Raw genomic sequence first — 15052 nt, 5'->3', positions numbered from 1 at the left:
GCTATCTTCCTAGAGTATTTGAGTGCTGATTCTCCTATAGCATTATTTTTATTGTAATTTTTATCGAGTTGTAGTATAGTAGAGTTAGGATGGGGAAAAGTTATATTAGTACCAGTTTCAGGTACAGCAACAACAGATAAGTAACCCATTCTCTGCTCGAAAACAAGCCAATTAAGGTAAAGTATATGGAAACTCAATCTCTCACAGCGTCTATACAAGATTTACAGAAGAAGGTAGTAGAAACATTGCAAGAGACAGGCAAGTTAATGAGACGTGCCAGCGATCTATTTACGATAGAGAGTGAAAAGAAAAAATATATTCAATTTCATAATCAAATCAATGAGGCACTTCCAAGTATACAAAATTTTGAACTAAGAGTTGTGATTGTTGCACCAACCAGTGCTGGTAAATCTACCCTGGTCAATGCCATGATTGGGAGAGAGTTACTCCCTAGTCGTACTCTTGATATGACAGCTTATCCTACAGAAATAGTGTTTAAAGCAGAATTAACAGAACCATTTTTAACCATTAGTGAAGCTACTTTATCTTTATTTAATAGTGCAATGGAAACATTGCGAATTAAAATAGTAGAATGTTTAGGATGGGATGATACGTTAAAGAAAATTGCTGATTATCCACTCCTAAAAAATTTAGCTGAGAAAGTTAAAGAAAGAGAACTAATTTTTCCACCGCAGATTACAGGATATGAGGAGATTAAACAAGCTATAACAGAAATCAATGATTTTGTTAGGCTTTGTAGCAAGTTAGATTCTAGCATTAATGGGATCTGGAGTGAAATTAAGGATCTACCTCGTATCGAAACACCTTTTATACAAGATGAAAAAATTAACATAACAAAAAGGCTCGGTAATTTAGTCATCATTGATACACCTGGGCCAAATTCCCGAGAAAACAATGCAGGAGAAACACAAGAAAACATTAGAAAGCAACTGATTAGAAAACAACTCAATCAAAGTTCAGTTGTTTTAGTTGTCTTAGATTATACAGTTTTTAATACTGAAGTTGATAACCAGATCAGAACTGAGATTAAAGAGATTGTAGAGGTTATTGGTGAAGATAACTTATACATTTTAGTGAATAAAATCGATCAACGTAAACCTGGTGACACAATAACTTCTGAACAATTGCGAGAGTCAATTATAGCCAGCTTTAATCTAAATTCTTCTGACGACAGAAATAATAAAATTTTTGAAGTTTCAGGAAGAAGGGCTTTTTGCGCTACTAATTTTATTCAAGAAATTAAACAATATTCTCCTGAAGCAATATCTGAACTAAAAATACCTGAACCAAAAAAGGATGAACCAAAAAAGGATGAACCAAAAAAGGATGAACTAAAAAAGGATGAACTAAAAAAGGATGAACCTTTAGCAGCAGAAGTTTTTGCTTTAGCAGCAGAAGTTTTTGGGATGGACTGGGAAGAAGACCTAAAAACAACAACATTTGATACGCTTCAGAAAAAAGCTAGAAAGCTCTGGGAGAAATCAAAGTTTAGTGATTTTTTGGAAAATACCATTAATGTACTTTTAGTTAAGAGCGCTCCTCTTTCTCTTAAAAGTTCACTGAAGAAGAGTGAAAACCGTTTAAAGAATCTCAATAATGATCTGATGTGTTGGCAGAGTGGTTTCAATAGAGATTTTAACCAAATTCAAGACGATATTAAATTTGTTAAAAGCGAAAAAGACCTGATTGAAACTAATGAAAAGGTTTTAGAAGAAAAACTCAATGAACAGTTGAAGTATTTAAATGATTACTTGGATTCTGTTGTACTCAAAAATTGGGCTCCTAATATTCGCTCTAGCGATTTAGAGAAAAAGATATCGGCTCTTGGTATTAACCCTAAAATTTTAGAGTGTACAAGTCAGAATGAATCTAATAAATATTCTCAAAGAATAAAAAAGTGTACAGAAGAATATTTTGAAAAGATTCTATCAGATAAAGAGGAAAAAATTAATGAGTACATTTCAATGACTGAGGAGGAATTATCTAAACTGATTAACAAATATTTACCAAAAATACAAGAGTCTGTAATACGAGTTCGTACAAGAATACAAACTAATTTTTCACTTAATTTGGATCTGACCGATGAGTGGCAATTGCCAGATTTTTCTTCTGATGAAATCCCTGATGGAATGTCTAATATAAACATGGGTATTAAGCCACAAATTTCTATTTGGGGTCAATTGCATAATAATTTTGTTGCACCTCTAAATTTATTGAGATTGAACATTCCGATTGTTAAAGAAAAATATTCCATTGATGTGCAACAGTATATTCAAGAAGCTACTGAGTTAATGAAAGATAAATTTGAAGAGAGAAAATCTGAAATGAAAAAGTATATTACCAACCAATTATCTAAAGAATATATTACGAATGAAAATAATGTTTCTTACAGTGATTATATCGATCAAATATCAACCATTTTGCAGCAAATCCTTGAATCCAAAAAATTATCAGAAGAACCTTTGAAAGAACTCAAAGTTAAACTTGAATTTGCAATCAAAGAAAGCCAAGAATTATTGAGCCAAGTTGAAGATCAGTTAATAGATGTAGAAAAATTAATAGACTAACAAAAATCAATGATTTCAATTGAAAACGGGGGAGAAGATTGACACCCCGTAATCTTTTCCCTGCACCCAAAACCTGACACCCGTTAATGATGAATTTCCAAACTTAAAACATAACGACCCATTTGTAGATTTTCTGACCAGAGTTCGTATTCTAAACGCACATATTCAGGTAGAGGATGTCCGACTAACTCCAACTTCCGAGTAAAATTACGCAGACGCAATTGACTGGCCATGGCCTGTAAATCCGTTTGTAAATAATAGCGACTCAAGCCATACATTCCCTGTTGCCATAAATGACGATAACTATATTTCCCCTGTCCCTGCATCGTCATCACCGCCCGATAGGGAGACACCTCTAACCACAATAGACGGGGTTTTTGGGGCGGGGGGGCTGTTTCTTGGGGCAAAATATCGGGCTCCCATTCCACTAAGGCAGGTTCATGTAACAATAAATGGAACTGGTCACGCTCCTTCTGATACAGGGTTGCCGACCCCTCAATTAAAGAGCGAAGGGGTAAGTCTATGGCAACTAAAGACAGACTCACAGGGACACGATAGTGTGTTAACATAATTCATCTCAATATTAGGTAAAATTCTCGACGTTTCTAATTTGCTTAGGGTCGAGAAAGCGGTAGGATCACTTTTAGAAATCAGTGGCCTAATCTAAAATCATAAAATGCAAGAGACTATCATAACAACAGAAAATAGAGAAACTGAGCAAATATTAACAATACACCCCCCCAAATTTGGGTTATCCTTACAAGGTCGCATCCGCATTCCTGGGGATAAGTCAATTTCCCATCGCGCCTTAATGTTAGGAGCCTTAGCTAAAGGTGTCACCACCATCGAAGGGTTATTGTTAGGAGCAGACCCCCGCAGTACCGCCGAATGTTTTTCTCGGATGGGGGCGGAAATTTCCGAGTTAAATTCCCAACGGGTAGAAGTCAAAGGCATTGGACTGGGTAATCTTCAAGAACCCCTGGAAGTCTTAGACGCGGGTAATTCCGGTACAACCCTACGGTTAATGTTAGGAATACTCGCCTCCCACCCCGGACGATTTTTTAGTGTCACCGGGGATAGTTCCCTGGTACGTCGCCCCATGTCCCGTGTTACCAAACCTTTACAACAGATGGGGGCCACTATTTGGGGCCGTCAAGGGGGATCTTATGCACCCCTAGCGGTTCAGGGTCAAGCCCTGCGCCCCATTCATTATGTTTCCCCCATTGCTTCAGCCCAGGTGAAATCCTGTATTCTGTTAGCCGCGTTGATGACCGAAGGAGAAACCACCGTTACCGAACCCGCCCTGTCACGGGATCACAGTGAACGAATGTTAAGGGCATTTGGGGCGAATTTAACCGTTGAACCAGATACTTATAGTGTAACCGTTAAAGGGCCAGCAGAACTACACGGTCAGCACGTTGTGGTTCCGGGGGATATTAGTTCGGCGGCCTTTTGGTTAGTGGCCGCGGCCATTGTTCCCGGGTCGGAATTAGTCGTGGAAAATGTGGGGGTTAACCCGACTCGCACCGGGATTTTAGAAGCTTTAGAAAAAATGGGAGCGAATTTACAATTAGAGAATGAACGGACTGTGGCGGGGGAACCTGTGGCGGATATTCGAGTTAAATATAGTCAATTAAAAGCCTGTGAAATTGGGGGGGATATTATTCCTCGATTAATTGATGAAATTCCAATTTTGGCGGTGGCTGCGGCTTTTGCTGAGGGGACAACTATTATTAAAGATGCGGAAGAATTAAGGGTGAAAGAAAGTGATCGGATTACGGTAATGGCGACTCAAATGAGTCAATTGGGAGCTAAAATTAGTGAACGTCCCGACGGCTTAGAAATTACCGGGGGTTTTCCTTTAACGGGGACAGAAGTTGATAGCGATACGGATCATAGAATTGCCATGAGTTTAGCGATCGTGGCTTTGAATTGTCAAGGAAAAACTACTATTCACCGCGCTGAAGCCGCCGGAATTTCTTACCCGAATTTTGTTGCCACGTTAACCGAAATTTGTACGGTTTAAAATTGTCGCAGAAACTCAAGAAACCGGGTTTCTAATTATTTGAGAAACCTGGTTTTAATAATAGCGATCGCAGTTAACTCAACCTGAGTATTATAGCGGTATGGTATTGCATAAGGTATTGTACAAACATCCTTTGCGTGGACAAAAGTTTTTGTTTTACAAAGTGTTTGAAGTTGTTATATAATCAATAAATCTGCTTACTCTAAAAGAGATGTTATCTAAACTACGAGTTCAGCACTATAAAAGCCTCTTTGATACAGAAGTTAATTTAGAACCCTTAACTGTCTTTATTGGGCCGAATGGTTCGGGAAAATCAAATATTTGTGAATCTTTAGCTGTATTATCTGATTTTATCCAAAGGTTGATAGCTACTACGAGTAAGACAGAGGTAATACCTTTGTTTGCCAATTCTTTAACAATTGTCAGTAAGAATCAACAGAGTTTGGAATCTAAATTCTGGCATGGGAAACTAGATTCACTGTTGTTTGAAGTGAGTACCCATCCTCCAACAGAAAGCAATTCTTCTGAAGAAAATACAATATTTTCAGAGCTATTAGTCCATCTTGATTATCCTCAGCAAAAAGTTTCTATAGGAAATCTTAAACAAACTCGTAATCAAATCAGTCAGTTTGCTGTTCAACTCGGAAAATTTTTGGTTTCTAATCAATACCCCGATTCTTTTGTTGGCAATGCCTTAAGAAAGGTGAGTATTTACGATTTTTCCCCAGTTTACTTATCTAATAATGGCTCATCAAATGGTGACATGGAAAGGACAGGACAAGGGATTGTTTATGCTCTAGTTGATATTTTGCACGCTAATCGTAATTGGTTACTGCATAAAATGATGGAATTATTGAAAATAGTATCAACAGAAGGAATAGCGGGAAAACCTGTTCAAGTTTTAATTACAACCCATTCTCCTGTCCTGTTAAATTATGTTGAACCTTATCAAGTTCGTGCTGTTGAACTAGATAACGAAGGTAAAACTCAAGTTCATAGTTTACCTATAGATTCTGTGCGTTTTCAAAAAGCACTGGAAGCTTATGATGGCGCTTTAGGTGAACTTTGGTTTACCAATGTATTTGGAGGAAATCCTGCATGAGTCGTCCGATTCGGATTGGATTAATTGCTGAAGGGGAAGCAGAATTAGGCGCAAGTATTCCTTATATTAAACCCGAAGACGGTGGAAAAATTATTGACAAGGATAAAGAAGGAGCGCTTCATACTTTAATTAGACGAGAACTCAAAAGTGCGAGATTATCTGATTGTGATTTTGTACATTGAACAACTGGAGAATATAGAAACCTTAGATGAGATCAAAAATGTTTTAGAAACTGCGATCGCAAAATCAACTTATCTCTCAGAAGTTAGTAGCAATCAACGACCACTTCAAATCCGATGGAAACTAGGGTTTGAGATTGATTTAGACATTATTAAAACTTGTTGTTCAACTGGATATGCTCCTTTCACCAAAGGTTTAACGGAGGCTGCAAAAGTTGTGATGGATGTACTAGACTAAAATAATATTCATCCGTTGCATTCCTCCCAGTCAATGTTATGATTGTTTTTGTTGAGCAAAATCTTCACTACTGGTGGGAGAATGAGCATATTTCCCTTGTAGGGTATTAATCAAAACTTTTCGTTAGTTGTTTTAAGGTTTCCATTTCCATAAATTTAGAAAATAGATGAGTAAAATAAGCCTAATTTTATTTTACAGTGTGATCGCTGATTCTGAAAAGAATCAACAAGTACCATAAAAACCTCTATTAATTCTGTTAACTTTTATAATATTTTTTGAAAATAATCTTGTGAGTTTTTAAAGACTCAAGTAAAGTATATAAAATATTGTTAACTGGAGATCAACATTGATGTTAGTTCCTAATCGAGACCAATACCGCCCTTCGGAAGAAGAAATTGAGCAAATGTGGCAAGAATTACAAGTCGTATATACCCCCCTAGAAGATCCATCTGTTAATAAACTCCTCCAAGAATTAAGAAAAATTTTGGTTAATGGGGGTGCGGAGTTCGCCCGATTTAAGGTTTCTCCCCATGCGGTGTTAAATTGGTTTGGCTCCAGGGACTTACTGAATGAAATTAATTTTTTTGAACAGTTTGTTACCTTACCCCCAGTGATGGATGGTTTATCAGCTTTAGAAATTGAAACCCCTTTAACCACAGACCTAGACCTAACGGAAGATACCAGTGCTTTCACCTTAGATGGAGAATTAGCAGAGGCTTTATTTTTAGGTGGCGCAGATGAAGAATTTGAAGGAACTGCGAAACAAGCGAAGGATATCGGGATGAAATTTTGTGAGACTTTGTTTGGAAGTCGCTATGATGAAATTCAGATGTATATTTCTCAAGAACCTTGGACAGAGTGGTTCGCGGGCGTTTCTTGGGATGTGACTTGGTTTGGAATTGATAAGCGAAACTATCAAGTTTGGGTATTGTGTATTACGGATACCGATTAATTAAAGAGCGATTCCTAGTCAATAAGTTGGGATTACACTTTTTGGTTTTCCCCGCTATAATTGGCTTTAGGGTGAAATTCAAGCCATCGTCAACGAGAATTAACACCTAAATTAAAAAAAAAGATTGCTTTTTCAAAGTTTATGCTATACTCATGATCGAGGAAGTTGCTTTGAGTGGCATTAGCCCTGTATGCAAAGAAAAATCGTTCAGGTTGGAAAGCGTTAACCCTTTAGAAATTAGAACAACTTAAGAGGTATTATGAGCCAAAAGGTTATACACCCGATGGATAAATTACAGCGTCAGGTGGATTCCCTGGTCAAGTCTGACATTATCAAACCTTCCGATAGTCTATGGAAAATTGCCCTTCTCTATGGCGATGAATGGAAATATTGGAAACAGGAATTGTTAGAATTTGGTTTCTCCATGCAAGATCCACTCAGCGAGTTATTAGCCGTTGAAGCTTGGGATGAAGACGAAGATTAGAAACCTATTTCTCAAACTCTCCTTGATTTCAGTCGGTCTATAATCAATCAAAAATTCATCCTTTCAAATTCCACTGTCTAAAGTTTTGTATTTCTCTATCCGTGGCTTTTAGTCCTTTGCCCTTTCCTCCTCCTTTGCATAAATCTTCCTCACGATTTGATCAATTTAGGCACTGGGCTAAAGCTTGAGATAGAGATTGAGCCGTTGGATAGCGATCCTTTGGTCGGTATTCCGTGGCTTGTTCAATTACTTTTCGCAGTTGAGGCGTAATAGTCGGAACGTTATCGAGTTCAAAACCATAACTATTCCCTCGTTTACCATAGAATTTTAGGGGTGTCTCGGCGGTCAGTAGAAAAATTAAGGTCGTACCGATCGCATATAAATCCGATTGAGTCAGGGGTTGTCCTCGATCCTGTTCAGGAGCGCTATATCCTTCAGCCCCGATGCGGGTTCCGGGCGGCGTTCCGATTTCCTTCACGGCTCCAAAGTCCAAAACTACAATGCGGTGATCCCGTCTCCGCAAGAGCAAGTTTGCAGGCTTGATATCTCGGTGGATTAGAGGCGGATCGAGGGAGTGAATATAGTCCAATATCTCGCAGGTTTGAATCATCCACTGAATCGCCTGTTGGGGAATTACTGGCCCCCGTTGATGGATATACTGTTCCAGATCGGTGCCATGGATCATTTCCATGACTAAATATTTTTTGCCATCTTCCACGAAAAAGTCATAAAACTGGGGAATTCCCTCATGGTTTAAGGCTTTTAGGGTACGGGCTTCCCGTTCAAATAATTCTTGGGCCTTGGCAATTTGTGCCATATCCGCATTCATTTCTTTGAGAACAACGACAACAGGCACAGCCGATTTAGCCGTGGTAGAATCCCAGGCTAGGGTGGTTGTTCCCATTCCTCCCTGTCCGATGGTTCTCAATACTTGATATTGTCGGATTGTGCGTTCAACCAGAATGGGAAGCCCACAATGAATACAGAATAAATTCCCCGGCGTATTCCCCTGATGTTTGCAGGAGGGAGGAGTGGCCGGAATAGCAATGACACTGGCCTGGAGTTGAATTTGCAATAAGGGGCCATCTTTTGCTAATTCAATTAAAGCACCATCCCCGACTAAACCCTGATTCATGAGAACCCCATTCACAAAGGTTCCATTTGTTCCCTTACTCACGAGTAACCAAAGGGAATTCAGGGTTTCATCCGTTGGACGGTGTAACTCCAGATGATAACGGGAAACCAAGGAATCAACGATTACAACTTGATTATCCGCCGCCCGTCCAACTCGAATTACCGCCTCCTGTGCAAATGTCCACTGTCGCAGGGGGGTTTTTTGTTGGGGGTCTAACAACGTTAGAATTAACATAAATTCAGTTATCAGTTAAGAGAATTACGAATAGGTAATGATTAATGGGTAATGAGTTTACCGATACTTTTTTGCTAACGTTTGTTAACAAATACATAAGTCAAGATGTTTTCTCAACCAAGGCGTATCAACCAATGCACGAAGGAAAATCCCTCGCGCACCATTTAGATCCCTATCCATATTTAATTGGGTAGATGTCGATCTTGAAACATAATTTCTGAACGTGCAAGTTAGAATCTTTACCTAGCCAACCAAAAGATGTTTCAGAAAAAAATGTCATGAATGTGCGAACACCAGGATCTAAGGCAACAACTCTCCCTTGATTCTCGGAATTTAGTTGCTGCACTTCTGTAGCAATGGTCAAGTAATATTCACCGTAAATTAGTGTTACTCGACCATCACTAAAATTATTAGGAAGTGATTCTTTGAATTGACACTCTCCTAATATACTGTGGTAAATTCCACAATCTTTAATCGCGGATTTAGGGATATAAATTGATTGCTTTACATCCTTGCGACTCCGAAATTTACATCGACGAATCTTACCGTCTACCTTAAACCCTTTTTTTGCAGCTTTAACAGCTAAACAAGCATCTTTAACGGCTATTGATTTAATTTGATAAGGAACGGGTTTAGCCCATTCCGGTAATCCGTTTAAGATTCCTGTTTTAATCGCCATCCAGTTGGCTTTTGTATCAGGTTGCTGCAAATATTTAATGGTTTCGTTGTAGACAAATCTACTAACTCCGAACCATTGTTTGAGCAATTTTTTTTGTTCAGGGTTTAGGTAGATTCGGATCTTCTTTGATTTTTTTGCTGTAGCTTCTGAGTCCGTGCATCCGACAAGAAAAGACACCAAGGATGGAGAGAAGATCGGCTGTGAGTTCGGTTTCTGGGCAGTATATAGGATTTTCGAGAACCACGATGTTTCCACCGTTTTGTTCTGCCATAAACTCGAATAATTGAAATCCGAATCGACATAATCTGTCTCTACAGGCAACAATAATTGTGAGCTTATCTCCTCGCATAAGTCTGACCAGTAACCCTTGCAATCCTTTCCTTTTGAAGTTAAGTCCTGAACCGATATCTCGGACAATTTCTGCATCTGGGTAGACTGATTGCATATAGACAACTTGTCTATCGAGGTCATCCCGTTGTTTTGTTGAACTAACTCGGCAGTAGCAAACAGTGGTAGCGACCACTGTATCTCTGATGTAGGATTCGACATCGTACAGTCTTTGTCCTGCTGGGTTTTTGATGCTTTTGATCTTCCCTTCATCGGCGTATTTTCTCAACGTATTTGGATGCAGATCCAGAAATTCGACCGCTTTTCTGAGTGGTATGTATGCCATGTATAGCAATCCTATTTGAGTTGTGGAGATAAATGAGCCTACAACCCAGGCACAGCAAGGAGCAAGTGTTACAACTTATTTAGGATTGCTATATTAAACTATAACATACGTTAGCATTTGTTAATAAAACTTACGCTGTTAAACAACCTCCCTATGCTCCCTCTAAGAGAGTCCTAAAGGACTCACTACGTTGAGACACCCCTTCCCCTAAACCCAAGCTCGAACTACAATAGCCGTAATATTATCGTGACCATTATGTTGATTCGCCAGAGCAATTAAACTGTCTACTGCTGTGGATAAAGGGGTTTCGGGCTTGAGTAAGGGATCAAGTTGAGTTTCGCAGAATATTTCTAAGAGGTTATTATCCGTTAAGCCGTCGGATGCTATAATTAGAACCGTATCTTCCTCAATTTCCAAAAACTGAACCTCGGGATGAACAAACTGCTCCTCCCTCGGCCCTAAGGCTTGAGTTAATTGATAGGCGTCGGGACGAGAGTAGGCTAGTTCGGGCTCAATTCCTTTTTGAATTTCCCGTTGTCCGACTTCATGATCAACGGTAACTTGCTGTAACCCATGGGTGCGAGTTAAACGATATAACCGACTATCTCCCACATGAGCCACCGCCACTTGGTGACCAACCACTAAGGCCATCACTAAGGTTGTACCCATGCGACCCACACCGGAACGGACTCCCTGTTGATTTTCAGTATAAATCGCTTCATTTGCCTGAAGAATTGCATCCTGTAGGATTTCTGCCGTGGGGAGTCCATCGGGATATTGGTTTTGAAAATAGTCTTTCAGGGTGTCAACCGCCATTTGACTCGCCACTTCCCCTCCGGCGTGTCCTCCCATCCCATCACAGAGAATATATAAACCCCGGACGGAGCTTGTTTGTCCCTGGGGTGTTTCTTGAATCTTGATTTGGGTTTCCATCCCAAAACAGTCCTCATTGTGATCCCGTTGACGTCCGATATCGGTACGTCCCACCGCTTCTAGGGATTTGAGTTTCTGAGCCGGAATTACCGTTGGAGCTTGATTTAAGCTCGATGGCGGGGTTTCTGTTCGATCTATCGGTTGGGGAGTTGAGGTTGAGGGAAAATTAATTTCATCTAAAACTACCATTAAATCTTTTTGCAATTGTTCAACGGTTTGAATTTTTCCTTCAATTAAATCGCGTAATTTTTCTTTTAAGGAACCTACATAAGTCCGTTGGGATTGTTGAAATAACTCCTGCCATAATAATCCTAAATCCGATAAACTCAGGGCAGAATTGGGCGATTCAAAATACAATTGTTTTAAACATAACTGTTGAGAATCTTCAGAAAAAACCCTTAAATTCTGAATTTCTAATAAACTTTGACGACAGTTCCAAGGTTCCAACAATACCCAGAGTTTTACTAAGTCCTCTAACCAATGAACAATTTGTTTGGCTGTGTTTTTCTTGTTACTCCACTGGTCAGATAATAGGGGGAAATTAGTAAAATCTTCTAAAATAATCACACTATAGAAAGGCTGTTCCCAGGCATCTTGTAAGCGAGGGAAATAGTTAGAATGCTCGGAAGCTAAGGAAAAATAGGGTTGTGCCGCCGTAATAATAAAGGTCTGTAATTGCTTGTCTGAGGGGGTAGAATCTTGTTTTTCTAGGGCTTTTAGGGGAGATACCTGCAAGGGTTGGGTATCCAAAACCTTCACCGTGATGGTTTCCCCTGACTGTAGCGGAGGTAAGGGTTCGAGGAGTTGATAACGCTGTTGGGGGTCTAAATAGGCTCCAATAGGGAGTTCGAGCGATTCCAGACTATCCTGCGGTGACGGTTCACCGGAGGGACTCAGGGCATCCTGGGGCGCGATGGTGATGGCTTCGATATCTGTTTGGGAAAAAATTTCTTCTTCGGGTTCAATGGCCGCAGGTGTTGGGTCTGACTCTTGAGGGGTGTCAGGAGTGAGGGGTTCAGTCTCAATTCGATCTGAAATCGCTTCCTCGACGGTATTGGCCCCCTCTAAATGGTCATTATTTAAAGATTCTAATTGATCAGGTTGAGAAGCGACTAAGGACGAAGGGCTAACCACGGCGAGATAAACTGTTCCAGTTACTGTCCCGCAGTTGTGACATTCCAGGGTATTTAGGGGAACGGTAGCCGCACATTCAGGACAATATTTCTGGGTGAGGGAAGTACCGCAGCTTTGGCAAAACTTATTTAGATTTGGGTTTTCAAATTGACACTGGGGACAAACGACCATAGTTAGATTCCCTGCCTTTTTAGAAATCACACAGGGATATTTTAAGGGTACGATTTTTTATTATACAACAGGATTAGGAAAAATGGATCATTCCCGATTCAGGAATCTTAACTTCCATTATTTTAAATTTTTAAGTTCAGTTTTTGTTACCTTCCTTGATGATGGTTTGAATCGCAATTGATTCGAGGGTTGACAAGGGAATTTTACAGAAATATCGACGGCGAAACTGTTCTTCTTGGATGGTATCTAGGAAGTTTTGGATTAATTGATTCAGGGTTTCAGAAGCATAAAAACCGGATAATTTTTCCCAGCTAATATCTAACTTTTGATCTTGATATTCAATATTAAATCCTAATTGTTGCAAGATTTTAAAACCAATTTTTAAGGGAATTACTCCTAAGTTTAATTGATTTCGGAGTTGTTGAATAGTCACGGGTTGATGGGTACGACTGAGATATTTGGCAATACCGATCAGTTGTTCCCAAATTTTTTCAGGCGGTAATAATTCGGGTAGGGTATAAGCGATCGCTAAAGGTCTTTTTTCAGTATGGGCGCGGCGAAACCAAGATTGTAAGTCTTCCCAACAGGTGGGACAGTCATTGAGAATTAATAAGTGATCAGATAAAGGTTGATTAAAGTTTTGATTACGATAATCTAAAATAGGATGATTAGCAAGATCAATAGAGGCTGGAGGATTCTGATCTTGAGCAAAACGTAATTCTAAGATTCTAATTTCATATTGTTCTTTAAAGGTATTAAAATCGAGTTCTACAATCACATCTAATATTCCTTCGGGTAGCTCATCTTTATAATGTCCCCACCATACCCCAGGAAATCCAGTTGATATAGACTGATCCCATAGTTCAAAGGTGGTTTTAATATATTGAACTTTTTTCCCTCTTAAATCCTTTTCTGAAGTATTCCAAGCATTAGTAAACCAACAATTTTTAATTAATATTTTAGGAACTGGGTTTCCCATACCACAGGGTTCTAATAGTTTTAATTCCTGAAATAAATCAAACCCTAATTCGGCAACGGTACAAACTAAATCAACTTGAATATTTCGTTGTCCAATATCCGACAAATCAGATTCTAATTTTTCTCGCATTTGGCGATTAATTGCATCTATAAATATCGGAATATTTTTTATTGGTAAACTCAACCCGGCGGCGAAGGGATGACCCCCAAAACGATGCAAAAGATGGGCTTGACTTTTGACTAATTCATATAAGTCAATTTGATTCACTGAACGAGCAGAACCCCTGGCTAATTTTACTTCTGAATTATCGCTAATTTCCTGCTGATAATTGCTTAAATCTATTGTTCCCTCTGTACTTAATAAAATGGTCGGTCGTCCATACTCTTGAGCTATTTGACCCGCCACTAAACCCAAAACTCCTCCTTGCCATTGCGGATCAGATAACACAATAACTTGAGTTGTAGATAGGTCAATTTTTTTTAATTTTTTCATCACATCGTGACTAACTTCTTTTTGTAATCCTTTGCGCCGGGTATTAGCTAATTCGGTTTCTATCGCTAATTCTTGACAGCGTTTTTTATCCTTGCTGGTTAGAAGTTCAACACAGAATTTAGCATCCCCATAAATGCGACTCACGGCATTAATTCGAGGGCCAAGACCGAAGGAAATATCGGTAGGACGATCACCTGTTCGTTTGCATAAATCTAACAGTTTGGCAACCCCTGGACGGGTAGGATTTTTTAATTGTTGTTGTAATTTTTTTATTCCTAATTGAGCTAAATAGCGACAATCTCCTTTAAGTTGAACTAAATCAGCAATTAAACCAATGGCGACTAAATCCAATAAATCTTCTAAGGGACGTTGGGGAATATCGGGCAAAGTTTCATATAATGCTTCAATTAATTTATAAGCAACCGCCACCCCCGATAGATGATATAAAGGATGATCTAAAGATAAATAACGGGGATTAATAATAGCAACTACTGGAGGTCTTTCTTCAAGTAAAGTATGATGATCGGTAACAATAATATCAATGCCTAATTGATTCGCATATTCAATTTCTTTTAAGTTGGTACTTCCGGTATCGCAGGTAACTATTAACTGACATCCCTGTTGATATAATTGATCAATTCCGGCACAATTTAATCCATGGGATTCGGTTAAACGATTGGGTATATAATAGGATAATTGTTGATTTTCCCGACTAAAAAATTGTCCTAAACCATCCCATAATACGGAAGTTGCGGTAATTCCATCGGCATCAAAATCTCCCCAAATTGTGACAATTTCTTGTTGATTTCGGGCTAAAATTAATCGCTCAATTGCCCTTTTCATCTCTATTCCAAATTGAAATGGACTAGATGGTTGATAACAATTATAGTTTAAAAACCCTAGCAATTGTTGAGGGGTTTGTATACCTCTATGTAATAATAATTGAGCCACATATTTCCCTGAAATTTGAGGAGCGTACTCTTGAATAATTGGGATAATCCAATCAGGAGTATCTAAATTTGGTTGAATTTGCCACATAGGAATGATGATTTC

General features: G+C 39.0%; 13 protein-coding genes. 7 read left to right on the top strand and 6 right to left on the bottom strand.

The window, feature by feature from the left end; translation table 11 throughout:
- Positions 1-185: 185 nt before the first annotated feature.
- Entirely contained in the window at positions 186-2588 is a 2403-nt protein-coding gene (locus AC559H_RS23965; RefSeq protein WP_026794681.1) for a dynamin family protein, read from the top strand.
- Positions 2589-2671: 83 nt separating this feature from the next.
- Here AC559H_RS23965 and AC559H_RS23960 read toward each other — a convergent pair whose 3' ends face one another.
- Positions 2672-3157 carry a hypothetical protein gene (locus AC559H_RS23960; protein ID WP_026794682.1) on the bottom strand — a complete coding sequence of 162 codons (486 nt, stop codon included), beginning with the start codon at positions 3155-3157 and terminating at the stop codon, positions 2672-2674.
- Between the two features lie 107 nt (positions 3158-3264).
- On the opposite strand from AC559H_RS23960, the gene aroA reads away from it, so the two are divergent.
- From aroA to AC559H_RS23930, 6 genes are all read left to right on the top strand, one after another.
- A complete protein-coding gene (gene aroA / locus AC559H_RS23955) occupies positions 3265-4614 on the top strand; it encodes a 3-phosphoshikimate 1-carboxyvinyltransferase (RefSeq protein WP_026794683.1) in 1350 nt (449 codons plus the stop codon).
- A 211-nt stretch (positions 4615-4825) separates the two neighbouring features.
- Positions 4826-5716, top strand: a complete 891-nt coding sequence (locus AC559H_RS23950) for an AAA family ATPase (RefSeq protein WP_026794684.1) — start codon at positions 4826-4828, stop codon at positions 5714-5716.
- Entirely contained in the window at positions 5713-5898 is a 186-nt protein-coding gene (locus AC559H_RS23945) for a hypothetical protein (protein WP_026786157.1), read from the top strand. The genes AC559H_RS23950 and AC559H_RS23945 overlap by 4 nt, the downstream gene beginning before the upstream one ends.
- Positions 5864-6133, top strand: a complete 270-nt coding sequence (locus AC559H_RS23940; RefSeq protein ID WP_199918644.1) for a hypothetical protein — start codon at positions 5864-5866, stop codon at positions 6131-6133. Before AC559H_RS23945 ends, AC559H_RS23940 begins: the two co-directional genes overlap by 35 nt.
- A gap of 349 nt (positions 6134-6482) precedes the next feature.
- Positions 6483-7085, top strand: coding sequence for a hypothetical protein (locus tag AC559H_RS23935; protein WP_026786155.1), 603 nt, complete (start codon positions 6483-6485; stop codon positions 7083-7085).
- Between the two features lie 259 nt (positions 7086-7344).
- On the top strand, positions 7345-7569 hold the full coding sequence (locus AC559H_RS23930; protein ID WP_026786154.1) for a DUF4327 family protein: 225 nt from the start codon (positions 7345-7347) through the stop codon (positions 7567-7569).
- Between the two features lie 160 nt (positions 7570-7729).
- On the opposite strand, the gene AC559H_RS23925 is transcribed toward AC559H_RS23930, so the two are convergent.
- From AC559H_RS23925 to recJ, 5 genes are all read right to left on the bottom strand, one after another.
- Entirely contained in the window at positions 7730-8938 is a 1209-nt protein-coding gene (locus AC559H_RS23925; RefSeq protein WP_026786153.1) for a protein kinase domain-containing protein, read from the bottom strand.
- Between the two features lie 172 nt (positions 8939-9110).
- The gene (locus tag AC559H_RS23920) at positions 9111-9704 is read right to left on the bottom strand and encodes a hypothetical protein (RefSeq protein WP_330943090.1); all 594 of its coding nucleotides are present in this window, start codon (positions 9702-9704) and stop codon (positions 9111-9113) included.
- A gap of 10 nt (positions 9705-9714) precedes the next feature.
- Entirely contained in the window at positions 9715-10290 is a 576-nt protein-coding gene (locus AC559H_RS23915; protein ID WP_071782560.1) for an IS607 family transposase, read from the bottom strand.
- A gap of 207 nt (positions 10291-10497) precedes the next feature.
- Positions 10498-12528: a serine/threonine phosphatase gene (locus AC559H_RS23910; RefSeq protein WP_026794686.1), complete on the bottom strand. Its 2031-nt coding sequence runs from the start codon at positions 12526-12528 to the stop codon at positions 10498-10500.
- Positions 12529-12664: 136 nt separating this feature from the next.
- Positions 12665-15037, bottom strand: a complete 2373-nt coding sequence (recJ, locus tag AC559H_RS23905; protein ID WP_026794687.1) for a single-stranded-DNA-specific exonuclease RecJ — start codon at positions 15035-15037, stop codon at positions 12665-12667.
- Between the last annotated feature and the right edge of the window lie 15 nt (positions 15038-15052).

The organism is Planktothrix prolifica NIVA-CYA 540 (assembly GCF_963864145.1).
In the GTDB taxonomy this organism is placed as follows: domain Bacteria; phylum Cyanobacteriota; class Cyanobacteriia; order Cyanobacteriales; family Microcoleaceae; genus Planktothrix; species Planktothrix agardhii.
This window is presented reverse-complemented; position numbering and strand designations above follow the sequence as displayed.